The 23,839-nt window shown below is 33.4% G+C and carries 20 protein-coding genes and 1 tRNA gene; 8 read left to right on the forward strand and 13 right to left on the reverse strand.

Going from position 1 to position 23,839, the window contains the following annotated elements; genetic code table 11:
- Window positions 1-27: 27 nt before the first annotated feature.
- From DDD_RS04440 to DDD_RS04455, 4 genes are all read left to right on the forward strand, one after another.
- On the forward strand, window positions 28-639 hold the full coding sequence (locus DDD_RS04440; RefSeq protein WP_015361566.1) for a hypothetical protein: 612 nt from the start codon (window positions 28-30) through the stop codon (window positions 637-639).
- 3 nt (window positions 640-642) lie between these two features.
- Window positions 643-1,713 (forward strand): sensor histidine kinase, encoded by a 1,071-nt coding sequence (locus DDD_RS04445; RefSeq protein ID WP_015361567.1) that lies wholly within the window; start codon window positions 643-645, stop codon window positions 1,711-1,713.
- Complete coding sequence (locus DDD_RS04450) at window positions 1,710-2,438, forward strand: LytR/AlgR family response regulator transcription factor (protein WP_015361568.1); 729 nt, start codon at window positions 1,710-1,712, stop codon at window positions 2,436-2,438. Before DDD_RS04445 ends, DDD_RS04450 begins: the two co-directional genes overlap by 4 nt.
- Before the next feature lie 149 nt (window positions 2,439-2,587).
- On the forward strand, window positions 2,588-3,175 hold the full coding sequence (locus DDD_RS04455) for a DUF6642 family protein (protein WP_015361569.1): 588 nt from the start codon (window positions 2,588-2,590) through the stop codon (window positions 3,173-3,175).
- 215 nt (window positions 3,176-3,390) lie between these two features.
- On the opposite strand, the gene DDD_RS04460 is transcribed toward DDD_RS04455, so the two are convergent.
- The gene (locus tag DDD_RS04460; protein WP_015361570.1) at window positions 3,391-3,705 is read right to left on the reverse strand and encodes a winged helix-turn-helix transcriptional regulator; all 315 of its coding nucleotides are present in this window, start codon (window positions 3,703-3,705) and stop codon (window positions 3,391-3,393) included.
- Window positions 3,706-3,837: 132 nt separating this feature from the next.
- Between DDD_RS04460 and DDD_RS04465 the strand changes: the two genes are divergently transcribed.
- Window positions 3,838-4,722 carry an NmrA family NAD(P)-binding protein gene (locus DDD_RS04465; protein ID WP_015361571.1) on the forward strand — a complete coding sequence of 295 codons (885 nt, stop codon included), beginning with the start codon at window positions 3,838-3,840 and terminating at the stop codon, window positions 4,720-4,722.
- A gap of 233 nt (window positions 4,723-4,955) precedes the next feature.
- On the opposite strand, the gene DDD_RS04470 is transcribed toward DDD_RS04465, so the two are convergent.
- The 9 genes from DDD_RS04470 to DDD_RS04510 all read right to left on the reverse strand — a co-directional run bounded on the left by DDD_RS04470 (window position 4,956) and on the right by DDD_RS04510 (window position 14,248).
- Entirely contained in the window at window positions 4,956-6,692 is a 1,737-nt protein-coding gene (locus DDD_RS04470) for an ABC transporter ATP-binding protein (protein ID WP_015361572.1), read from the reverse strand.
- A 316-nt stretch (window positions 6,693-7,008) separates the two neighbouring features.
- On the reverse strand, window positions 7,009-7,863 hold the full coding sequence (locus DDD_RS04475; RefSeq protein ID WP_015361573.1) for a sulfotransferase family protein: 855 nt from the start codon (window positions 7,861-7,863) through the stop codon (window positions 7,009-7,011).
- 242 nt (window positions 7,864-8,105) lie between these two features.
- On the reverse strand, window positions 8,106-9,359 hold the full coding sequence (locus DDD_RS04480; protein ID WP_015361574.1) for an alpha/beta hydrolase-fold protein: 1,254 nt from the start codon (window positions 9,357-9,359) through the stop codon (window positions 8,106-8,108).
- Between the two features lie 51 nt (window positions 9,360-9,410).
- The gene (locus tag DDD_RS04485) at window positions 9,411-10,262 is read right to left on the reverse strand and encodes an alpha/beta fold hydrolase (RefSeq protein WP_015361575.1); all 852 of its coding nucleotides are present in this window, start codon (window positions 10,260-10,262) and stop codon (window positions 9,411-9,413) included.
- A gap of 86 nt (window positions 10,263-10,348) precedes the next feature.
- The gene (locus tag DDD_RS04490) at window positions 10,349-10,951 is read right to left on the reverse strand and encodes a hypothetical protein (protein ID WP_015361576.1); all 603 of its coding nucleotides are present in this window, start codon (window positions 10,949-10,951) and stop codon (window positions 10,349-10,351) included.
- A gap of 244 nt (window positions 10,952-11,195) precedes the next feature.
- On the reverse strand, window positions 11,196-11,783 hold the full coding sequence (locus tag DDD_RS04495; RefSeq protein WP_015361578.1) for a hypothetical protein: 588 nt from the start codon (window positions 11,781-11,783) through the stop codon (window positions 11,196-11,198).
- Between the two features lie 38 nt (window positions 11,784-11,821).
- Window positions 11,822-12,532 carry a hypothetical protein gene (locus tag DDD_RS04500; protein WP_015361579.1) on the reverse strand — a complete coding sequence of 237 codons (711 nt, stop codon included), beginning with the start codon at window positions 12,530-12,532 and terminating at the stop codon, window positions 11,822-11,824.
- 24 nt (window positions 12,533-12,556) lie between these two features.
- Window positions 12,557-13,642: an acyltransferase family protein gene (locus DDD_RS04505; protein ID WP_015361580.1), complete on the reverse strand. Its 1,086-nt coding sequence runs from the start codon at window positions 13,640-13,642 to the stop codon at window positions 12,557-12,559.
- 12 nt (window positions 13,643-13,654) lie between these two features.
- The gene (locus tag DDD_RS04510; protein ID WP_015361581.1) at window positions 13,655-14,248 is read right to left on the reverse strand and encodes an ankyrin repeat domain-containing protein; all 594 of its coding nucleotides are present in this window, start codon (window positions 14,246-14,248) and stop codon (window positions 13,655-13,657) included.
- 237 nt (window positions 14,249-14,485) lie between these two features.
- Here DDD_RS04510 and DDD_RS04515 point away from each other — a divergent pair, with 237 nt between their 5' ends.
- Window positions 14,486-16,609, forward strand: coding sequence for a helix-turn-helix domain-containing protein (locus DDD_RS04515; RefSeq protein ID WP_015361582.1), 2,124 nt, complete (start codon window positions 14,486-14,488; stop codon window positions 16,607-16,609).
- Window positions 16,610-16,883: 274 nt separating this feature from the next.
- Here DDD_RS04515 and DDD_RS04520 read toward each other — a convergent pair whose 3' ends face one another.
- The gene (locus DDD_RS04520; RefSeq protein ID WP_015361584.1) at window positions 16,884-18,803 is read right to left on the reverse strand and encodes a DUF4365 domain-containing protein; all 1,920 of its coding nucleotides are present in this window, start codon (window positions 18,801-18,803) and stop codon (window positions 16,884-16,886) included.
- A 213-nt stretch (window positions 18,804-19,016) separates the two neighbouring features.
- Window positions 19,017-19,098, reverse strand: a tRNA-Leu gene (locus tag DDD_RS04525).
- A 149-nt stretch (window positions 19,099-19,247) separates the two neighbouring features.
- On the opposite strand from DDD_RS04525, the gene DDD_RS04530 reads away from it, so the two are divergent.
- Window positions 19,248-20,633, forward strand: coding sequence for a dipeptidase (locus DDD_RS04530; RefSeq protein ID WP_015361585.1), 1,386 nt, complete (start codon window positions 19,248-19,250; stop codon window positions 20,631-20,633).
- Between the two features lie 158 nt (window positions 20,634-20,791).
- Here the strand turns inward: DDD_RS04530 and DDD_RS04535 are convergent, their stop codons facing one another.
- Window positions 20,792-22,243: a hypothetical protein gene (locus tag DDD_RS04535; protein WP_015361586.1), complete on the reverse strand. Its 1,452-nt coding sequence runs from the start codon at window positions 22,241-22,243 to the stop codon at window positions 20,792-20,794.
- A gap of 279 nt (window positions 22,244-22,522) precedes the next feature.
- Between DDD_RS04535 and DDD_RS04540 the strand changes: the two genes are divergently transcribed.
- The gene (locus tag DDD_RS04540; protein ID WP_015361587.1) at window positions 22,523-23,770 is read left to right on the forward strand and encodes a DoxX family protein; all 1,248 of its coding nucleotides are present in this window, start codon (window positions 22,523-22,525) and stop codon (window positions 23,768-23,770) included.
- Window positions 23,771-23,839: the final 69 nt, after the last annotated feature.

Raw genomic sequence — 23,839 nt, forward strand, 5'->3', positions numbered from 1 at the left:
TTTGTGCTGTATTTAAAAAACACGACTATGAAAACTTTAATTTATTTATTCATTTTTTCTATTTGCATGAGTGCTTACGGACAAGATTACTACACCATCATAAAAAAGAACGATGATATTACCTATAACTATCCTAAAGACGCCCAGATTACACTTATTGATGAAAACGGCAATGAAAAAATCATCAATAATGAAGAAGCCATAGATGTTACAGGAGATTACACCTTATCAATCGTAGTTCCATGGAGTAAAAAACCAGAAATCATAAAGTCTGACGGTGGTAGACTAGAGGTTTTTATATTGTCCAATATTTATGCAAATGGTTATAATAAAAGGAAAAACAAGGCTTACAAAAAGGAAATTTCAACTTATGAGGAAAGTAGTAGCCCACAACCTTATTTAACTAAAAAAGAAATTACTCAAAAAGAAAAAAATGGTGTTTATGAGCTGCTAGCCGTATTCTCCAATGGTCTCATATTTAAGTATAGTGATGGAATAGCTTGGGCATGGATCAACGGCGATAAAGTGCCTGTAACAAATCATTATCTTGTGGAATCTCCAGAAGGATTGCTTAAATTGAGCTTTGATCCTAAAGATGGTGAGTTTTGGTATGTATTTGATACCAGTTCTAAAAAATAACAAATGACCAATTTATTGAATAGCCGATTCATGAAGATCAACACTCGAGAAATCTTGGGTGTTTTTCTGTTCTATCTATTTTTTGCCTTTATCTACCATATTGTATTGGGATACTTAGGAAGTCGCGATAATTACACATTTTACGATCAGTATCTTGAATTTCATGATTTTTGGGAACGTTCTGGAATGCAGTATACCTTTTATTTTTTTGGTTCTTTAGGTATCTGGTTTTTGGGGATTTTTCTTTTAAGAACTTATTCTAATTATTTACAGATCGTTGTGGTTGCATTAATGGTACCTTTATCTGTCTGGCTATTGCGTGATTTGCGTTATTCCATTCTTGATAACGCCGGCGAGTGGCATCTCGAGGGAACTTCTAAAGTTTGGGATTGGTATATTCCATCTTTGTTTTTATGGATTCAATTCGGTTGTTTTTTTGCCTATCGTTATTTTAAAGAAAACCAGCGCAAACTTATTGTAGAAGGTGAACTACGTCAGGCGGCACTTAAAAGCGAACTATCTGCCATCAAAGCACAGCTGAATCCGCATTTTTTATACAATGTTTTTAATACTATCAATGCTTCTGTCCCTGCCGAAAATGAACGCACACGCAGAATGATCGCTCAGCTTTCTGATATTTTCAGGTACCAGTTGCAAGCTACAAAACTGGAAAAAGTAACTATAAAACAAGAGCTGGACTTTGTTTCAAAATACTTGGATCTAGAAAAAGAACGATTTGAAGACCGGCTTCAAGTGACCATTGATGTTCCTGAAGACTTGATGCAAGAATTAGTGCCGCCTATGTTACTGCAACCGTTAGTAGAAAACAGTGTCAAACATGGTTTGAGTTCGCTTATCAAAGGAGGCGAGATCTCTATAAAAATATTTAGAGAAAGTGAAAAACTTAAATTTATCATTGCCGACACTGGCGTAGGTGTAAAAAACACAGAAACGCTTTTAGATAAAGGAATAGGACTTACTAATACTAAATTGAGACTTCAAAAAACCTATAACACTACGCTAGAAATTTTACACAACGATCCTAGTGGTTTAAAAATTCAGTTTTCTATATGAAAAAAGTAGTAGTTATAGACGACGAGCGTGCTGGCCGTGATTTAATTAAAGAATACTTACAGGATTATCCAGAACTTATCGTTTTAGGAGAAGCAAATAATGGTGTGGATGCCGTGAAAATTATTAGAGAATTTCAGCCTGATTTGGTTTTTTTAGACATTCAAATGCCCGGATTAACTGGTTTTGAAGTGTTGCAAAAACTGACCGAAATACCACAAGTCATTTTCTCTACTGCTTATGATGAGTATGCACTTAAAGCTTTTGAAGTTCATGCGGTGGATTATTTGTTAAAGCCATATACTAAAGAACGGTTTGCCAAAGCTGTCCATCGCATTAAAAAAGATAATGAGATCAACAATATTAATTCTCTAGCAGATAGTCTTTTACAAGATCAGCAAAAATATCCTGATCAGGTACTGGTCAATAAAAATAAAAAACTTGTAACGCTCAAAGTTAAGGACATTTTATGGGTAGAAGCCTACGGAGACTATTCCAAAATACATTCTCAAAACGATGTGTTTGTTAGTAATAACGGTATATCCACCATGGAAGAACGCTTGAGTCCTGACTTATTCTTACGAGTTCATCGCTCTTCGTTAATTAACTTTAAACAAATCAAGACTGCCGAAAAATATGGTAAAGGCTACGTTCTAAAAATGAATAATGATTCTATGGTACGTGTAAGCCGCGGTTATGTGGAGGAGTTAAAGAAGTTAATATTCTAACATGCTGTTATTATTTATTTAATAATTTCGCTTTCGCGAAAGCGGAAACTTTAAAATTCGTTGAAAAATCAGGATCTTTTTAAGTCTTAAGTGATGTAATTACTCTGGTTAAATACGTCCAAGGTTTTCATAGCAAAGCAATAATATTGATGAGTGAACTAGAAATCCCCATAACCGATGTCGAAAATTTTATCTATTGCCTGGAAGTAGTGCCAGACGCTGATGCAATTGAAACTACAGAGGTTGTGAAAATCCTTGAAGACATCGCTTTAAATCAAAATATTACCAGTATCTACAAAGCCTGCGATACTATGGAAGGCTTGGAAGAAAGCTTGAATTATTTGCTCTACGATGATCATAACTTTAAAGATTATGAGATCATATATTTGGTCATTCCTGGAGACGCAAATAACGTTCTTATCAACAACTATTACTATAGTATGGAGGAGATCGCAGAGCTTTTTGAGGGTAAATTAGACGGTAAAGTCATTCATTTTGCAAATAAGAAAATTTTAGATCTTACCGATGAAGAATCACAATACTTCATCGATGTAACTGGCGCGAGAGCTGTTTCTGGATATGAATATCCTTCAGAAAGTTTGTCCAGTGCGTTTACCATAGACCGCGTGTTTTTTAGTCAGTTCTACAAAGATGATGACCTTAAAGAAGTTGTAAAAACCATGTACAATAAGCACAGTAAGTTGTGCACGCTTCTCGGTTTTAGATTGTATTATTGAGAATTTTTTTTGGCTGTTATAAGGCGTTGAAGAATAAAATATCGAATTAATTTTAGTCAAATTATTTAAACTTAAAAATAAAAGTTTTATCAAATTTGTGTTTCCGTTTAAACTCTTAACGCACAAGAATGCTTGACAAACACTGGCGACTTGGTTTTATAAAACCTCAACCTCAATTTGACTGTTTAAACCACATAAGTTGATTTTAGGTTTTATTAATTAGCTTTTCCAAATTCCTTCATTATTTCGATTATAGGTAATACTTCAAAGCCTTTCTCAGATAATGTATACTCAACTCTAGGTGGGATTTCTTTAAAGGACTTTTTTTTCACGATACCAAAAGCAACTAAACTTTTTAATTCTTGAATTAACATCTTTTCACTTATTTCTGGAATTAATTTTTTCAGCTCTCCATATCTTCTTGTTTCTTTCCCGATTTGTGATATCAATCGTAGTTTCCATTTACCACCTATAATATCTAAAGTCCTTTTTATAGGACAATCTGTATCTTCGTTAACTATTTTCTTCATTTATCTTACTATATATTACTCATAATCAGTAAATCTAACATTTGGGTTAGTACCCTACAAAAAAGTAGGTACTTGACTAAAAGGATGTAAATATAGATATTTGTTCGCTTTTAAATTTAAAAATTTTTAATAATGAATAAAGTTTTAGTAACTGGTTCTACTGGTTTTCAAGGTTTCTCAATAGTTAAAACTCTTTTGGAGTATGATTACTCTATCCGAGGACTAATTTTGGGAGATGAAGATTCTACCGTTTTACAATCTCAAGGGATAGAAATAGCTATTGGCAACTTTGAAGATAAAGAAAGTCTTCAAACAGCCTTTCATGGAATTGACAAAGTAGTCCTTTCATTCCCACTGATTTTTGATGAGAAAAAACTCCTTAAGTTTGCCGAAAATATTGTCTACGCGTGGAAAAATTCAAATGTTAAACATTTTGTGTTTAATACCAATTTGCCCGTATATCACGAAAAAGTTGGACTGTCGGCGTTTGACTCTAAATTAGCTATTGAGAATTATTTTGATAAAGAAAATTTACCTTATATCTCATTACGTCCCACCCTTTACATGGATAATTTGTCAGCCCCATTTCTTTTACCTGTAATTCAATCCAATGGAATTATTCCTTATCCAGTTCCAGCTGATAAAAAAATCGCATGGATGAGTCATAAAGATTTATCAAATTTTGTTTTAGAAGCTCTAAAAAGGCCTCAATTAATAGGTCAAAAGTTTTATATCGGTGGTGTTCAACTTGTAAGTGGTAATGAAATCGCTGAAATAGTTTCTAGAATTTCTGGTAAAAAAATCAATTTTGTACATACAAACCCTGATGAATTTGAAAGTCAATTAACAAATGGTTTTGGTACTCAAACAGCAAAAGAGATTGCTAACATATATCGTTTTGTAGAAGAAAATGTTGAGCACTTACAAGCTAAAAAATTACGAGAATCAACATTAATTAAGTTACCTGCAACATTGCAGACTTTCGACAGTTGGGCAAGTTCAATCGAATGGACGTAAATTTTTCAACGTTTTAAAAGCATCATTCTAATTCAAGAACGGTGCTTTTTTCTAATTACTGCCAATTGCTCAAAATAATTAAACCCTTCTATTTGAAGCAACTTTTTTTACAACCACAGACTTTGTAGAGTTACTTGAAATTATAAGCTAAATAAGTTGATTCTAGGATTATTACTTTACCATGACGGTTAAAATATGTCCAACTCGAAAGGTTTAATTTAAAACCTAATCTTTTAAATCCTCGCTTGATAGGTAAACAAATTATGATACCTGCCTTCTTGAGCAATCAAATCGTCATGGGTTCCTTGTTCTGCAATGCGGCCATTTTCTATGACTAAAATCTGGTCTGCTTTTCTGATGGTGCTTAAGCGGTGTGCGATGACAAAGGTGGTTCTTCCTTTAGTCAATTGTGCCAGACTTTTTTGAATTAAAGCTTCACTTTCTGTATCTAGATTAGAAGTAGCTTCATCTAGAATGAGTACTTTAGGATTTGCAAGAACTGCTCTTGCAATAGCAATACGCTGGCGCTGTCCACCAGACAATTTCACACCACGCTCACCAATTAATGTATCAAGACCATCGTCAAATCGGTCGGTAAACTCGTTAACATAGGCTGCTTCTACAGCTGCGATAAGTTCTTCTTCTGTAGCATTGGGTCTTGGGAAAAGAATGTTTTGTCGTATCGTACCTTCAAAAAGAAATTCATCTTGTAAAACGACACCTAGATGTTTTCTAAAACTATTCAGATTAATCGTTGCGATATCCTGACCATCAATAATAATAGTACCAGACTGCGGATTTAAAAAGGTGGCTGCAAGTCCTGCTATGGTGCTTTTTCCAGAACCGGAACTACCTACCAGCGCAATGACCTCACCTGATTTTGCCTCAAAACTGATGTTGTGTAAAACTTCTTTATCTTCTTCGTAGGCAAAAGAAACGTCGTTAAAAACAATATGACCATCAAAGTTTTCTAAATGTTCCGTTCGATTGTCTTCATCAGATTCAGGCGTCATATTCATTAATTCTTCCGTCCGGTCCAGACCTGCAAGAGCTTCTGTAAGTTGGCTCCCTATATTGCTCATTTGCACAATTGGGGCAATCATCAATCCCAATAGAAAAGTAAAGGTTAAAAAATCTCCGATGGTCAACTCTTCCATCATAATTTTATAACCACCTATTCCCATAATTCCTGTGGTAGCGAGACCCAACAAAAAAGTCGAAGAACTGGTAATAAATGCTGTTGCAGTTAAACTCTTTTTCACATTTTGAAACAGTAGTTCTACTCCTTCTTCAAATATTTTATTTTCTTGCTCTTCGGCATTAAATCCTTTGATGACTCTTACACCACCTAGAGTTTCTGTTAATCTACCTGTAACCTCAGCATTAATGACACCTCTATTTCTAAAAATGGGTCTTATAAACTTGAATGCCTTTAATGCAATTAGAGCAAAAATTGCCAACGGAATTAATGTAAATAAAGTCATCGTCCAACTAATGCGTATTAAAAGCACCAATGAAACCACTGCTGTTATCGAGCCACCTACCAGTTGTATCAGTCCTGTTCCTATTAAATTACGTACGCCTTCTACATCATTCATAATTCGTGAAACTAATGCACCAGATTTAGTATTATCAAAAAACCGAATAGGTAATGACAATACCTTTTTTTGCACCTGTGCTCTCAATTCAGAGATCAGGTATTGCGCTTGTACACTCAATATTTTAGTAAGAAGAAAGGAAGTTATCGCCTGAACTAGAATGGCTAATGCTACTGCAGCAACCAGACCTTTGAGGAACTCCACATTTTTATTAGGAATAATATCGTCCATCAAGTATTTAAGCGATAATGGTGCTACAAAACTTGCCGCTTTACTGATTACAATTAAAAATAACCCTATAAAAACTAGTCTTCTCCTAGGCCAGATGATGGTCTTGAAGGCACTTAAAATACTTACTTTTTTCTCTGACATGTTTAGGAACTATAAATGAGATATGTATTATTTATACCATTAAACACCATTTTGGCATTTATGACAACACTCGATGGACTTCAACTAACTTGTTAAGTCCAATATTATAGTATTGCTTTCATTTTCTTAAGCAATTATGGGTCTTAAATTAAATATCGGTATAAAATGATTTCCAAATGCTAGTTTTATAACAGACAAAAGAGATAATGTAGATAAATTTGTTGTTTTCCGCTTTCGCGAAAGCGAGAAACAAAACCCTAATTAGATCGCCATTAAAACCATCGCATAACTAACGGTATCGATCTAATTCTAATTTTTAAGCGGTAATGAAGCGTTTTTTTTCATGAGATTTGGAATAATAGTTCATTTCTGATTTCATTTTATTGATTTCTTGAGCTGAATAATTTAAATCGAGATGATTGAGAATAGTAGTATCAAATTGTTCTAGAAAATCAGGGTAAGTGATAAGGCATAAATTCTCATTCTTAAATTTAAGATATTGCTTTCGGTGATTTTCTATTAAGCAAGTTAAGAATTTCTCTTTGCTGTTAAATAGACGATCGTTTCCCACGAAATGTTTGCGTAAACAATCGACAGGATGATAGAACCAATCTTGCATTCCTCCATTTGATTTTTGAAGTGAAGCAACTACTTCTTCTGTGTTTCTATCGATGTAAAAAGATTTTGTAGATGGGTACAATTCTTGAAATAAATCTGTCATAAAAATATTCCAAGAAGCCAATTTAAATATCACATATTGTTCTTTTTGTAATGGCTGGCGGTAGGCATCAATTATAGATTTAAGCTGTTCAAGGACTTCTTTTTTTTCTAGTTCGTAAAATAAATAAGAGAGTAATAAGCCGTTTATGGCTTCAGTTTCTGATACAATTCTAATTTCTGATGATTTACAGAGCATACGAGACAAAAGTGTGGAACCGCAATGCGAAGTGTGAAAAATAAATCCTTTAAGTTCGAGTAAATCTTCTTCTTTACATTTCTTAATGTCTTCTAGAATATATGATTTACTAGAATATTGAAGATTTTTTAATTCAATTATACCTTCATTGAAAAAAGGATAATCAAATACCTTGGGGTCAATTGCTTCACAAATAGTATGTGGTCGATCACTTACTTGAGTATAAATAGGAAATTTCTTTTGACTTGCGTACATTATCTGGAAAGATACAGCATACTTTAATTAAAGTTTAATGAGGTACCGCAAGATGAAAACATAAGACTTGAAATGATTTTTATTTTTAAATGTAGCTCTATTTAGACTCTAACGGTGAATTGTGTGAGTACTGGCAGATTAAGTGGTAGATTCCTATCATTGTCACTACTAAGTTGAAGTGAACACTAACTATGAAATTTACGACATCAACTGCCAGTACTCCTACAAAATGATTGCCCCAGTTATTTTCCTTTAAGTTCCTCAATTCTTTTCTTATAGAGATCGTCACCACTTATTTCAAAAGCTTTCTTTACCTGTTTAATGGCATTAGTAAAGTCACCTTGTGCTTCATAATAATCTGCCATTGAATTATAGGCACTTGCCCTGTTAGGGTAATAATCAATATTCGTTTTGAAAAACATAAATGCCTTTTCAGGTTGCCCCATTTGTAAATTCATATAGCCATAGCCACTAAACAATTCCTCAATCATTGGAGGGAAAGGATAACCGAAATGCGTTGAATAGATTTCTTCTTGTTTTTCCAATAGCTTAACCAATTCTTCTACTGTCGATTCAGGATTATTATATTTTTGTGGAGATTTAAACTGGTACCATTTAAATAGAAAAATCAACCCATCTCTCATCGTTGGGAGCGGAACTGTACCATGTAAATCTTCATTGTACACCTTCCATGATACATTTAATCCGCTCTGTTTTTGAGAGGTTGCAAAAGTTGAAAAGTCAATGATGGAACGTGCAAACAAAGTGAATTCTGAAGAGTCGTCCATAATATTCTCCATGGTTATTTCTTCATCCCACATATGTAGCTGTTCTGCTGCTAAAGACACATAAAGAGATTTACCTTCATAATTTTCTGATCTCAGCTTTTCTTTTGCTTCCTTCAATAATTTTTGGTTGTCCCAATCCAAACTTGGATCTATGGCTATATAGTTTTGAAAGAGATGCTTATGATTAATCAGCATATTTACCGTAAACAGTCCTGCATATGAATGGCCTATTAATGTACGGTAAGGCGTAGTGGGATATTTATTGTCAATGTATGGGATGAGTTCTTTTTCTATAAATTGGGTAAAGTTTTCAGCACCGCCAGTTTCTTTATCCATTGCTTGTCCACGCCTCATTTTGATCTGTGAAGTAGTTAAGTCCCGTATCCTGTCAGTTTTGTTAGAAATTCCAATTAGAATCATATGAGGCAAATAATGTCCCCAATAATTGTCATAAACTTCTTCTAAATTTTCTTTCAAAGAAAATCCATCCAGCAAATAAACAACGGGATATTTTACACTACTATTTGGGTTATAATTCTCAGGGAGTTTAACCCAAAACTCTCGATATTCTTTCAATGTCTCTGAATATAAGGTATCAATAATTTCAGTTTCAAATTCACTCGATGGAATCAACTTTGATTGTGCCGATATTTCTTGAAAGACAATAAAGAGCCCTATTGTCAATACTATTTTTAAAATTGTATTCATTTTATATTTATTAAGAGTTGTTAGTTATTTTTTAATTGGTTCACTTTTATGTCAACTTTTTAAGACTAAGTCTTCAATTGATTTAAAATTTTTATGACTCGGAACATGTTTTGAACCTTCTAGCAAGACGGTTTCATGTAGTGATGGGAAAATTTGCTTGGCTCTTTTAATCATTTTTTTACCAGGAAACATAATGTCTTTTTCTGCTGCTATAATTGTAATTGGAGTTTTTATTTTGTCAGCAGATTTTCTAGAGATTATAGGTAAAGGAGAAAAATCCATACGGCAATTTTTAAACGTAGTTGCCATAAATGTGATTCCAAAATCATCATATTCTGTAAACAGAGCTTGCATTACTTTTTTGATACATTTTTTCTTTCCATTCTTCATAAAAAATTTTAAAGGAATAAAAACATTAAATAAATTTTTAATTGGGCTACCATTGACTATATAAACCGGCGCTATTAAATATACTTGTTTTATATGTTTTTCATTATATTCTAAAGTCTTTAGACAAATAAAGCCTCCAAATGAAAACCCTACTAATGTAACGTCTTGTAATTCTAGTGAAATTACGATTTCTGTTAACCATTTTCCATACTCCAGTGAATTCATATCTAATCTATTTTCGGCACTTTTAGTAGGTTGAGCCATTACGTCAATAGCATAGACACAATACTTTGAAGATAAGTTGGGAAATGATTCTAAAATTAAAGGAGCACATCCTCCTGTTCCGTGAAGCAGCAGTAAAGGAGGATTTTTAGCATCGCCCGTAATAATAATGTTTGTAACTCCGAATGTAGTTTCTATAAGTTTTTCTGAATATTCAATATTCAGCTCCTTTAATTTTTGATTGTAAAGGCTTATGATTTTTTCTTTTCCTTCTTTTGATTTGAAAAACATGTACTGTTTGTGTTTAGGTTACTTCATTACATATAGCACGAGTCGTTTTGCTATTTCATTCTATAGTGAACTATGAATAGTTAAGCTTATAACCAGCTGAATCCTAATCCTATATTAAAGATCACTGCATCTCTGTCTGCATTTCCACCTAAGGACACATTGCCCAGAACTAGTTTTGACTGCACATTGAGCGCGAAGTTTTTCTTTTTGTAAATCTCATAACCTGAACTTGCCATAACAGCGGCACCAAAGTTCCAATTGTCATTTACGTCATCTTTAATATCGTATAAGGCAGGCGAATCTATAGCTAAACCAATTCCTCCATGAATCCACCAACGATCCTTTATCCAATACTGAACAGATGGGATAAATGCTCCAAAATTTCTGTCATTATCTTGAAATTCATATATGTTTCCTGGCAGAGAGGCTGTGAGTGCAAGTTTTTCGTTTAACATATAACCAAACTTTAAATTTGGAAATACAAATGTCCCTTGAGATTTGTCGAAAGTTTGAATACCTGCGCTATCTTCTATACTGATAATGCCACCACCTACTACAAATTCGAAGATGAAACCATCCCTTTGTGTTGTTGTTTCTGGATTTGTGTTTTGCGCATATGTTATACTTGATACTAATGTAAAGGCTACACAAGCCAGTCTTGATAAGATTTGTTTTTTGATCGTTTTCATAATTGTTCTTTTTTGATTGATGATATATTTTGTATTCTTGATTAATACATTAAGAATTTTTTGAGTATTTTAATGCGGCACCAATGGCAATTCCAATGGGAAGCCACAAAGCTATGTTTGAGCTTAATACACCTAATAATACTCCTGAAACTATGCCTATTAAAAGTCTAATTCCTTTTTTACTTTTAATTGAATTCGTTATTTGATGGTTTTTGATTAATGATTTTTAATTAAATGAAATTTTTTATTTTGAATATTCGATTAATTCCTCCACGTAATTAAAATCACCTTGATTTTGAGTGAGTTTTATGAAAGTTTTTACAGAAGGTGCATATAAACACACTTCTGTTTCATTTGCACTATATCCTCTAGAATTGGTCGTTTTACCAGTATATTTAATGGTGTAGGCCATAAATGTTCCGGCTTCTACCGTTTCTTCCTGGTAGGACAGTACTTCTGCATCCTGACTTTGATTTCCTGTAGTTCCGTCCTGGCTCGTCCAATTGTTTTCATACTTCCACGTTTTACCTACTTCTAGTGGCCAATCATACTTTGGTGTTTCGCTTGTTTCTGGTTTAACAATGTCAGTAACTGGAATTGTATCCTTACCGATAGTCATCCCTAAAACCTCTCCAAATTTTACAACTTGTCTTGTGTCTGTTCCATCTGAGCGAACCTCTCCTTCTGACGTAACACCTTTATATTTCCATACCCATTTTTCACCCAAACTATAATCAGCCAAAGTGGGTTGTTGAGTTATACTAGATTTTGTGTTGTTATGACAGGCACTAAGCATTACCAGAGCAAATAGTATGATAGATTGATTTTTCATGTTAACTGATTTTATAATTGTTTGATGTATTTTCTGAGTTATTCACTTGTATTTCGTAATTCTGCATAAGTGTTTTTCAAATCTTTTAATGATTCAATTGCATTACTGTAGGCCTCACGATTTTGTGCTATTGTTGTGATTCTAGTCAATACCATATTTTCAAAATAAATGTCTTTACCGTAAGTTTCTGAAGACATGCCCATATCCCTAAACTTTACGTTTCGCATCAAAAAATTTTCATAATACCCCTCAATTGCCTGTTGTTCTGAAGATTCAAGTTTTTCTATAGGGCTAAATGTCTCATATGTTTCAGAGATAGCATTACGTAAGTTTAAATCGTTGAATAATTTTAAATCCCCAGAAAATTTTAAATTTTCATAGGTTATCATAACGGGATAAAACTTTTTAGACATAATTAAATAGAATGATTTTGTCGATAATCTAGGGTTACCGTAATCTTTATACAATAAGATTTTAAATACTGTATCTAATTCTTTTAGCATCATGGCTGACTCCTCATCTAAAGTTGTGAGCTTTTTGAGGTTACGATCTGCTTCATCATTTAACTGAAAGAGGTATGCATTCCGCAACTCTAATTTCTTCTCGCTGTTTGAATGTTCGTTAATCGCCAGTGCAATTAGTATCCCTACTATAACTAGAATAATTTCTCCAGTGGCATAAGCAAAGTAGTTGGCAAACTTATTTTCGGAAAGCATTTTTAGCCTATTTTTTCTAAAGAACTTTATCATGGTTTATAACTTTTCAAGTGGACATTAGATGGTTTCAACTGTTGCTTTGCCACTTTTTTTAAAATTCCATTTCAACCCAAATAAAGGCCTTAAGATTGCAGCTCTTTTAAAAATGAATTCGTAGATAAGAAAACAGACTATAAACGTAAACACTGTAATTACTGCAAACTCTAGCATAGGATGAAGATCTAATGGCAAAATGAGTAATGCACCTGCATATAAGACAAACATGTGAATAATATACACTGGATAAACAGCTGCACTTAAATAGCTTAATACTGCACTTGGTTTATTAAGGTAACTGTATCCTATTCCTAATAAACCTAATATCCAAGCATTAGATTCTATGGTGGTGAGATACATATTTGATATAGATTCATATCCTGTGAAACGAATCCCGAATAGAATGGCAGCTATTCCAATGTATAACCATTTCCACTTTGAAACGGTTTGCCAGAATGCGTTACCGCTGTACACAAAAAGAAAACCAAAAAAGAACGCAAGAAAACCCATAAAGAAACCATGCCACGTTTCAGCGTACAGTTCAAATAACTGTGGTTGGACAACGCCTATTTCTAACATAAAAAATGCTGCTATAGATAATGGTCCTAAAGCATAAGTCATGACTTTTGAAATGGCTTTCCTAAATTTTCCATTTTCATTGTACTTCAAATAGTAAAAGACAGGTGACAACACAACTACATAGACAACAATATTTTCTAAGAACCATAAATGTCCCATGTGTGGAAAATAACTCAGTGGCATATTGTAGTAGTACTGAAAAATTAAAAAATGTAATGGAGTGATAGCCAAAATTCCAAACACAAAGGGTAATAGGATTCGTTTACCTCGCTCTATAAACAATTGCTTCCAATTTCTTTTTTGCATTGCGAAATACAAACCCATGCCAGACACAAAAAATAACAAAGGTATCCTCCAAACATTGAGCATCGTCATAGGTTTCCAAAGTCCTACCAAAGCGTCTTCGCTTCTTATAAAACCTATAAACATGGCCCAAGGTTGAAAAATAATAGCTATGTGGTAAATCAATAATAGTCCTATAGCAATTACTCTTAACCAATCAATATCGTATCTTCTTTCTGTTGTCATCGTATTATATGTTTATTGAAGCATCATTGCTACAACAGGACGTGCTTTTTGTAATTCATTAAGATCTAATGCAAACCCCATAGGTTTTAATTGTTGAATTAGCATTTCATAGATAGGTTTCATTTGGGCAAAGTCTGCCATTGCTGTTTCTCTCGCCGTAGCTCCATAATTATTGCGAGCTGATTTATCTGCTTTTGCATCAATAAGTAATTGTACAATTTCAATACGTCCAAAGAATGCTGCCGTGTGTAAAGCTGTGCCTCCATCATTGTTTTTTATAGACAAATCTGCATTGGCGTCAATTAATACCTTAGCGATTTCAGGTTTGTTAAAAGTGGCTGCAGTCATTAATGGTGTAGAACCAGACATAGCCTCTTTTTGATTAATGTCCGTCCCGGCTTCAATATGCTGCTTAACTGCTTCTAAGTTTCCGATGAGTACAGCTCCGTGAATATCTATACTTGGTTTGGTTGCAGTTTTTACTGTTTCAGCAATAGTATCTGAACTTGTTTTTTTGTCAGATTGTACGCATGAACTTGTTAATAAAAGCGTCAAGAATAATGCCTGAATGGTAAATCTAATTGAGATAATTGTTAGTGTATTCATAATTGTAACTTGTAGTGATTTATAACTTGATTTTTGTTTCCACAAAGATGCGACACCAAGCTAGTTGACTGATAATCTGCATGAAGCGTATTGTATAAAGTTTGATGAGAGGTTGAAAATTATGATGCAGAAGTATAAATTATGACGCAAGTAACTGTTTTATCCTAAGGAATTTCAAACTCTAAGGCGTAGAAGGTCTCAATATAAATATCTACATTTGAAGCAGTACAAAACGACATGTCTCACACCTCAAATCAAGGAAAATTTATTGACCAAGCTGAAGCTCTAATTTTAGAGCATATTTCTGATGAGCAATTTGGAGTTTCTGAGTTGGCTGCTCTTATGAATATGAGTCGATCCAACTTGTTGAGAAAGATCAAGAAGCAAACCCAACTTAGTGCCAGTCAATTTATTCGTCAAGTTAGGCTTCAAAAAGGGATGAAACTTTTAGAAGAAACAGAGCGCACGGTTTCGGAAATTGCTTACGAGGTTGGATTTAGTAATAATTCTTATTTTATTAAATGTTTTAGAGACTATTATGGGTATTCGCCAGGTGAAGCACGAAAAAAAATAGATGAGCAAGTAGAATTTGAACAAGAAGCACCAGAAATAGCGGTTGAAGATGATAACAAAAAAACAGACGCTATCGAAATCTCTAAAAAAAGATTTTCCCAAAAGTATCGCATTCAAATGCTTTTAGGATTGGTCGCGGTTTTAGTGATAGCGGTATTCCTATTTTATCCTAAAGAAGCTTCAAAAACTGATAAGAAAAGTGCAAGCTTTAAAAAATCTATAGCTGTATTGCCATTTAAGAATATGAGTAGCGATTCCAATAACTTGTATTTTGTGAATGGACTCATGGAGTCGACCCTTAACAATTTACAAAAGATAGAAGATATTCAGGTAATCAGTAGGACCTCTGTAGAAAAATATAGAAACACAAATAAAACTATATCAGAAATAGCGGAAGAACTCAATGTTAATTATATAATCGAAGGTAGTGGGCAGCGCGCTGGAGATCAGGTTTTAATGAATATTCAGTTAATTGATGTCGTGAACGACACTCCGATATGGGCAGAACAGTACAATAATAAAACAGAAGACATTTTCTCCGTGCAAAATACGGTTGCCAAAAAAATTGCAGAAGCCATAAAGGCGACGGTAACACCAGCTGAATTACAACAAATAGACAAAAAACCCACTGATAACTTAATAGCATATGATTTTTATTTAAAAGGAATTGAGGCATCACAAAATAAGACTCAAGAAGGCTTGGAAGCTGCTATTAATTTTTACGATAAAGCAATAGAAAATGACCCTGAATTTGCACTCGCTTATGCTCAGGTTGCAATTTCTTACTATTACTTAGATGTAAATAAAATTGAAAAGAAATATTTAGACAAATTAAATGAATATGCAGACAATTCCTTATTGTATGATTCAACTTCTGAATTGTCTCTGATTGCAAAAGCCTTGTATTATATAAACGCAAACGAATTTAGATTAGCGATACCTTACTTAGAAAAGGCACTAGATTATAACCCAAATGCTTCTTCGGTAGTGCTAATTTTATCTGATATATATGCTAGAGTTGTTCCAGATACAAATAAGTATCTCACTTATGCATTAAAAGGAATTAAATTAAATATTGAAGCTAACGATAGTGTATCTAAAAGTTTTATCTATCTAAACTTGAGTAATGCATTAGTCCAAAATGGGTTTGCTAAAGAGTCTTCAAAATACATTGAAGAATCTTTGAAATATAATCCTAAAAATCAATACAGTACCTACTTAAAAAATTTTATAGATTATGCTAATGAAAAAGATTTAGAATCCTTGCAAAGAAAAATGCTTGTCGAGAGGCAAAAAGATACTACTCGCGCTGATATCACTCAAGAAGTAGCCAAAACATATTTTTTTCAGGAGGATTATAAAAATGCATTGGTTTATTACGAGAAATATATTGATATACTTTCTACTAATAAAATTGACCTATATCCTGCAGAGAACATAAAAATTGCCTACACCTATAAGGAAATGGGTTTTCCTAATAAAGCAGAAAAATACATTAAGAAATATAAAAACTACCTAGAAAAGGATGAGTCCATTTACAGAGAAGCAAGCTTAGCTATGTTATATCTTTATGAAAACCAGCCAGATCAAGCTATAGAATCTTACAATAAATTTAGTTCACAAGATGGTTTCCAATATTGGATATTATTGTTTCTTGAAGAAGATCCTTTATTTAAATCCTTGAAAAGTCATCCAGAATATGATCAAGTAATTCAAAAAATTAAAGATAGGTTTTGGGAAAATCATAATGAATTGAAAAAATCATTGAAGGACAAAGGCCTGTTATAATCTGTAATTGTTCAAATAAATTTCTGTTGAAATAACTTTTATTAAATCATTCTTTTGCACAAGCCGTTTTAGTTATCCCATAAGAGCTCTTATAGTTACGCTTTCGCGAAAGCAAGAAACAAAAAAAGCCCTTCATATCTGATGAGCTATTGTTTTTGTCCGATAAGTAACTAAACATTAACTAGATTTCTTTCTAATTTTTCATTTTTTCATTCTCAAAAAACAAAATTATGACAAAAGCATTTTTAATATTTGATTTAAATACTTTAGTTATCTATTTACTGAATTTAAATATTTTAGGCTTTTCACCATTCCATAATCTTATTTCCATGGGATATTCTTTAGGATCGTTAATCATACTTTCTACCATTTTTAAAAACTCTTCACCTTTGAAGTCTTTATAAATATCTAGATCAATTAAGCGGTCTAAAGCATTTAAAAAGTCGTTACGACAATAAAAAAAAGCTGTATTAACAATGTCATACAACAGATTATTCACCATATCTTCATAAGTACATAAAACACTTACAAACGCCCAGATATCTGGCTTATTCTTCAATAAAATTGCTTGAAAGAGAATACTTAGCATGTATCCGTGTGGGTCTTCATTTTTTAAACAATATTCCATTAACAAAAACCAAGCTGTAGGATATAGTGCATCGATAGATAAGACTCGGATTATTTTATCGAACTGTTTCAATTCATCTTCATTAAGATTGAGTAAACATTTCTCCGCAGCAAACTCTTTTCGTTCTTGCTTTTCTATATCACTAATACTTATTAAATATTGAAGTAATATAAACTTTATACTATACTCATATTTATCATGTCTTTTACTCTCATCGAGAGTACTGTTTATTGTAAGGAACTTATCAAAATACTCAAGAGCTACCTTATAATTACCTGAATACATTAAGGCATCTCCATAAGTTGCTAAAAGAAACTTATTGTCTGTTTCTAATTCAATAGCTTGTTTATAAAGATTTGTACTGCATTTATAGCGTCCAATTTGAAATAATAAACCTGCTAATTCTCTTTTGAAGTAAGAACGATCTAGATATGAGTTATCTGTTTTAATTGTCTTGTTATAATAGTGATAAGCTTTATCCAAAATATAATGAGACTTATAATAGCTCCCATAATTATAGTAAGCAGTACTTAAAAAACTATCATTCTTATGTTTTATACAAAGCCTAATTAGCCTATTATAAAATTCTTCAACCTTGCTTCTATCTATTAAATTATGGTGCCCCAAGAACACTATTGCTTGCAAATAGGTCTGATTTATTAAATCATCCGACAAGTAAATTGTCTCAATTATTTTGGGAAGAAACACGTTGTCTGTATCGCAAGCAATTAATTCTGGCAAAATATATGATAAGATTGGACTATGTATTAAAAAGCTGTCTAATAATTCATACTCAGTAATAAGTTGTTTTAATTCTTTGCGTTTACCAGTATTTGCTAGAAACAAAACTAAAGCTTTATGAAAAACGTCTAAAAGAATAACATCATTTATGGTTTCCGATTTTACATCCCAACCAACTGAGCTCCCAAAAATTGACTTTAAATTTAGAACCAATTGACCTTCAAGCAAATTAATTTCAAGATTTGATTTGGAACTATCTCTAGTTAAATTTATTAAAAAATGATTGTTACCAATTGCGGAAGACAACAAACGTTTATTTTTAGAAGGTCCAGATATACAATTTATGTAACCTGTCAATGGGAATTTAAATGATTTGCTAGTATAAAGTGATAAAGTATTTAAATCCGAATCAATCATACTAGAGCTCTCATCAACCCAAAGCTGATTCTCATTAAATTGAATAGTGTAAGATTTTCTCTTAGAGTTAGATGATAAAAAAGCATACCGTTTTATCCAATCAAAATAATATTGGTTATCATCTGAATTATATCTAAATATTGCTACCGGTAAATCATATTTAGCAAGTTGATTAATTTTTGCGATAGGCATATTTATAGACCTTTTCGTTTTTGTTAATTTGCTATCTGTGGCTTTTAGCTGAATCCAAAATACAAGTCCCGTTGGTTGTTCTTTTTTATCAAATATTTCTACTTCTATATCAATTCCATAATCCTTACCTTTTTCTCTTATAACCCATTGATCTGGAAAGATATTTCTTAATTCATGAACGCTTTTTTCTTCTAAAATATGGGTTTTACTTCTCATTTAAATATTTTCAGTAATTTCGTTTTGCACCATCGCCTTGCAGTAAATTCTACATTTACTCAATTCCAATATTGAGCTCATTAGATTTCCTATCCAAATTATTAGTAAATCACATAATTACAGTGCATGTTCAATTTGAGATAGCTTAAACAATATATTCGATAATTAAAGATAACAAAAAAGCCCTTCATTTCTGAAGAGCTTTTCCTTTTGTGCGGATGACAGGAATCGAACCTGCACGCCGTGAAGCACTAGATCCTAAGTCTAGCATGTCTACCAGTTCCATCACATCCGCAATACTATTAGTAGACTTCCCAAAACGGTCGCTAAGTTTATCGAAGCGCCCTATTTGGGACGGCAAATATACATACTTTTCAGATATTACAAATTCTTTATCAAATAAAAATTGCTCCATTCTTATCTTTACCTGAAATACCTATTTTTATGAATACTAAATCTTACGTCGATCAACACAAAGATCGATTTATAAATGAACTCATAGACCTTCTTAAAATCCCTTCTATAAGTGCAGATCCCGCTTACAAAGATGAAGTTATTAAAACTAGTGAAGTCATTAAATCTTCTCTAGAAAAAGCAGGATGTGATCGTGTAGAAATTTGTGAAACTCCTGGATATCCCATTGTTTACGGAGAAAAAATCGTTGATAAAAACTTGCCTACCGTTTTAGTTTACGGTCATTATGACGTACAACCACCAGACCCTATTAATCTTTGGGACAGTCCGCCATTTGAGCCAGTAATTAAGACGACTGATATACATCCAGAAGGAGCCATTTTTGCTCGTGGTGCGTGTGACGATAAAGGTCAAATGTACATGCATGTAAAGGCTATGGAACTTATGACTGCAAATGACGAATTGCCTTGCAATGTGAAATTCATGATCGAAGGTGAGGAAGAAGTAGGAAGTGAATCTCTAGGCTGGTTTCTAGAACGCAACCGTGAGAAACTTGCAAACGACGTGATCTTAATTTCAGATACAGGAATGATTGCCAAAGATGTTCCTAGCATCACTACTGGATTACGCGGTTTGAGTTATGTAGAGGTAGAAGTTACAGGACCTAATCGTGACTTACATTCTGGCCTTTATGGAGGTGCGGTCGCAAATCCTATCAATATACTTTGCGATATGATCGCACAACTGCATGATGAAAACAATCACATTACGATTCCAGGTTTTTATGACAAAGTTGAAGAACTAAGCACAGAAGAACGTGCCGAAATGGCCAAAGCGCCTTTCTCTCAAGAGAATTACAACAAGGCTCTAGACATCGCTCAAGAACACGGCGAGAAAGGCTATACGACAAATGAACGCAACAGCATCCGTCCTACTTTAGATGTAAATGGTATTTGGGGCGGCTATACTGGTGAAGGCGCCAAAACGGTAATTGCCAGCAAAGCATTTGCAAAAATATCCATGAGACTCGTACCAGACCAGAACTGGCACGAGATAACAGAGTTGTTTCAGAAACACTTTGAAAACATTGCTCCAGACAGTGTAAAAGTAAAAGTAAAACCTCATCATGGTGGTACTGCTTACGTGACTCCTATAGACTCTGTAGGTTATCAGGCAGCGAGTGCGGCTTATGAAGATACTTTTGGAAAAACACCTATCCCACAACGTAGTGGTGGCTCTATTCCTATCGTCGCTTTATTTGAAAAAGAGTTGAACTCTAAATCTATTTTGATGGGCTTTGGTCTTGACAGTGACGCGATACACTCGCCTAATGAGCATTTTGGAGTATGGAATTACTTAAAGGGAATTGAAACTATCCCGCATTTTTATAAGCATTTTACTGCGATGAGTAAGTAAAAATATTACGAGGCTGAGCTTGTTAAAGAGGTATTTAACGTTTTTCAATAATCGCATTTCCACTAGCTTAGTCTGATTATAAATTAACAGAAGTCCCTTTCTAATAGAGTGGGACTTTTTTGATCTCGCTTTCGCGAAAGCGAAATATTTAAAAGTATTTATCTTACGCTTATATTCTCTGAAAAGACAATGAGAGAATTGGTTCCTGAACCAGTTAATCTGTCCACAAAAATCTCGACTTTGTCATCTGGTTCAAGAGTAAGTACCCCATTTAAGGCAATATTTTGGATTTGAGCATCATTGGCAATTTGTACAACACTATTGGTTTCTAAAACAATACTACCATTTTTTGCAATTGCAAAAGCATAAAAATTTCCAGCACCACTAGTTACACGGACACTTAGAGAAACATTTACTTCAACATTTCTTCTTTTTTTACCTCCATAAATCAAGTCGTTATCATCGTCCTCAGCTCTAAATCTAAAAAGATCCGTTGCCACAAAATCAGTAGCACTTTTAATCTGTACTGGTGCTCCACTCGTAATTGTTTGTAGATATCCAGTTGTTAAATCACCACCGTAAAAAATATTTCCAGTAGCTACTTGATCGGCCTCAAATGGTATTCCAGAACAGTTGACATTCCAGTCGTTTGTAAAGTTGAAACCAGTATAGGATCCTGCAGTGTAACCATCTACGGAATTTCCATCACCTACAAAACTAAGTTGTGCTAGTGTTGCATCGTTGACAATAGTAGGATTAGAACTTACATCAATTCCAGTTTCAGAACTGCCAGCCTCAATGCGACCTCCATTCATTTGAAGATTATTGAAGCTCCCGTTTAATTCTAAAAAAGTTCCAGTATTTGAAGCAGTCCAAAATATATTACTAACAAAAAAATTATCAATGTTTTCTATAGTAAATCCATCGTCGTTTAAAAGATACTGCGTAGTACTAAAGAAAACAGTACCTAAACCTTCTAAATTTCCTATTTTACTTGCGTTAGTCAATATGGTATTATTGATCAATAACAATTCTCCAGAACTACCTGAGATATCAAATAGTTGTTTTTTAGTCCCAGATGGTATAGAACCAGAAAGAGTTAAATTACGTAAACCACCACCTTTTGATCCTTCAAAAAGGCTACCACTAGAATTGTTGATAAGCACATCTTCTGTAGAGTCAAGTCCCTCGATATAAGCACCATTCAAATCAATAGGGAAATCAACTACTATCTGACCATTAATCTCATAAAGAAAATCAGTATTGAGTAAGTACTTAGTATTCCCTCCAGCAGTAAGCTCATCTGATAAATCTGCAATGCTTTTGACCAACTTATAATTAGATCTCTTTTGTGTTCTCGCTAGATATCCCCATTCTGAACCATCAAAATATTGAAAAGCTTCCAATGTCGTATCATAAACTAATAATCCTGTAGCTGGATCTGTGATATCGAGACGACTTGTAGAGTCCATTCTAGGTGCTAAAAAACCTTTATCATCAGACATTATATCTAACATAGAACTTGGGTCTGGATTTTGAGTGTTTATTCCTACCTGACCTAATGCTATACCAGTCATCATTAATAATAATAAAGTTACTCTCAATTTCATAATTCATGCTTTCTGGCAAAAATAAAACTCTTATTTAGTAGGAAAATTAGTTCTATAAACTTTGGATAAATAAATTCCTACATTTTGAAATAAATTAACATTTTTTCGAATAATTTAGTTAAGATATCGATCAGTTCGTCGATTAAGGAAAATTTTAGTCTTTTTGTCTGATTTATTTATTATGTGGAAGATATTTCCGCTTTCGCGAAAGCAAACTTAAACACAACCTTTGTAACGTTTTAACTATCAAGTCGTCTGACAGGTAACTAACCACTGGCAATGCTTTTTACCCAAGAACACAAACCGCACTGGAAACTCTCTTCACGCATATTATTTAGATTCATCTTTTTATTCTTAGGCGGATTTATAATCATGATGCCAGCCAGATATTTGTTCAGTCCATTGCTGGTATGGATAGGAGAAAACATTTTTGAATCAACTGGTAGGTTACAATTAGAGTCTACAGGAAGCGGTGACGATACCATGGCATGGCTATCGTTGTTCCTGCAATTAATATTGGCAATTTTAGGAACTGTCATCTGGTCGGTAATAGATCGCAAGCGTTTATCCTATAATAATCTGTATTATTGGTTCCGTACTTTCCTGCGTGCTTTTGTATCATTTTTTATGCTACTGTATGGCTTTGCAAAGGTATTTCTCATACAGTTCAATGAACCTTCCTTACTGGACTTATTACAACCTTTTGGGGAAATGTCACCTATGGGACTGGCATGGGCTTATATGGGTTTTAGTCCGGCATTTGGGATTTTTACAGGCTTGCTTGAGCTCATTGCAGGAATACTCTTGATTTCTAAACGTACTCAAACTTTAGGGGCATTTATGGTGGTAGGTGTCATGACTCATGTAGCAGTAATGAACCTATGCTTTGACATTCCGGTTAAAATATTCTCAATTCACTTAGCTTTAATGGGGTTAGTCCTTTTTCTGAGCGATAGCAAACGTTTGTTATTTGCTTTTTTTAAAAAATCTGATATAAAAATTCCCGAAGATTATAGACCTATCAGTCCTGAATATGATCGTGTCATAAGTCTTCTCAAAATAGTAGGTGTGACACTATTAATTCTAGGTGCTATAGGATTGCGATTTCTTATCTATGTAGAACAATCTAAAGACGACACAAGAGATGAATTTTATGGTATTTGGGAAGTAGAACACTTTATTAAAAATGGTGATACAATTGCACCACTCCTTACAGAAAATGAAAGATGGAGATACGTTATTATGCAATCACGTGATCGTGCAACCATGAAAACAATGAACGATAGTATCACTGCTTATCATTTTAAAGTAGACAGTACAAGAACCAAAGTGTCCATTTATAAACGTAACGAAACAGAGCAAATAGAGAATTTTAAAATTCAAAAAACCGACTCGTTGCATTTTCAAATAATAGGGAGACTAGACTTGGACAGTCTTGAAGTCCGACTCAAAGCTAAAAACCTAAAAGATTTCACTTTAATTAATCGAGGCTTTCACTGGGTAAATGAAATGCCTTATAACAAATAGATCACAGTCGTATCACCTATTTTATAAATTATTTAAAACATACTGCCTGTTTTAATTTTCATTTTATTT

The sequence above is a fragment of the Nonlabens dokdonensis DSW-6 genome, assembly GCF_000332115.1.
Lineage (GTDB): Bacteria > Bacteroidota > Bacteroidia > Flavobacteriales > Flavobacteriaceae > Nonlabens > Nonlabens dokdonensis.

Bases quoted from the DNA above. Each gene is read 5' to 3' on its own strand.
- DDD_RS04440 (WP_015361566.1), top strand. From the start codon at position 28: ATGAAAACTTTAATTTATTTATTCATTTTTTCTATTTGCATGAGTGCT.
- DDD_RS04450 (WP_015361568.1), top strand. From the start codon at position 1,710: ATGAAAAAAGTAGTAGTTATAGACGACGAGCGTGCTGGCCGTGATTTA.
- DDD_RS04515 (WP_015361582.1), top strand. From the start codon at position 14,486: ATGTCTCACACCTCAAATCAAGGAAAATTTATTGACCAAGCTGAAGCT.
- DDD_RS04495 (WP_015361578.1), bottom strand. From the start codon at position 11,783: ATGAAAAATCAATCTATCATACTATTTGCTCTGGTAATGCTTAGTGCC.
- DDD_RS04510 (WP_015361581.1), bottom strand. From the start codon at position 14,248: ATGAATACACTAACAATTATCTCAATTAGATTTACCATTCAGGCATTA.
- DDD_RS04445 (WP_015361567.1), top strand. From the start codon at position 643: ATGACCAATTTATTGAATAGCCGATTCATGAAGATCAACACTCGAGAA.
- DDD_RS04475 (WP_015361573.1), bottom strand. From the start codon at position 7,863: ATGTACGCAAGTCAAAAGAAATTTCCTATTTATACTCAAGTAAGTGAT.
- DDD_RS04520 (WP_015361584.1), bottom strand. From the start codon at position 18,803: ATGAGAAGTAAAACCCATATTTTAGAAGAAAAAAGCGTTCATGAATTA.
- DDD_RS04505 (WP_015361580.1), bottom strand. From the start codon at position 13,642: ATGACAACAGAAAGAAGATACGATATTGATTGGTTAAGAGTAATTGCT.
- DDD_RS04470 (WP_015361572.1), bottom strand. From the start codon at position 6,692: ATGTCAGAGAAAAAAGTAAGTATTTTAAGTGCCTTCAAGACCATCATC.
- DDD_RS04485 (WP_015361575.1), bottom strand. From the start codon at position 10,262: ATGTTTTTCAAATCAAAAGAAGGAAAAGAAAAAATCATAAGCCTTTAC.
- DDD_RS04455 (WP_015361569.1), top strand. From the start codon at position 2,588: ATGAGTGAACTAGAAATCCCCATAACCGATGTCGAAAATTTTATCTAT.
- DDD_RS04530 (WP_015361585.1), top strand. From the start codon at position 19,248: ATGAATACTAAATCTTACGTCGATCAACACAAAGATCGATTTATAAAT.
- DDD_RS04535 (WP_015361586.1), bottom strand. From the start codon at position 22,243: ATGAAATTGAGAGTAACTTTATTATTATTAATGATGACTGGTATAGCA.
- DDD_RS04480 (WP_015361574.1), bottom strand. From the start codon at position 9,359: ATGAATACAATTTTAAAAATAGTATTGACAATAGGGCTCTTTATTGTC.
- DDD_RS04490 (WP_015361576.1), bottom strand. From the start codon at position 10,951: ATGAAAACGATCAAAAAACAAATCTTATCAAGACTGGCTTGTGTAGCC.
- DDD_RS04540 (WP_015361587.1), top strand. From the start codon at position 22,523: ATGCTTTTTACCCAAGAACACAAACCGCACTGGAAACTCTCTTCACGC.
- DDD_RS04500 (WP_015361579.1), bottom strand. From the start codon at position 12,532: ATGATAAAGTTCTTTAGAAAAAATAGGCTAAAAATGCTTTCCGAAAAT.
- DDD_RS04465 (WP_015361571.1), top strand. From the start codon at position 3,838: ATGAATAAAGTTTTAGTAACTGGTTCTACTGGTTTTCAAGGTTTCTCA.
- DDD_RS04460 (WP_015361570.1), bottom strand. From the start codon at position 3,705: ATGAAGAAAATAGTTAACGAAGATACAGATTGTCCTATAAAAAGGACT.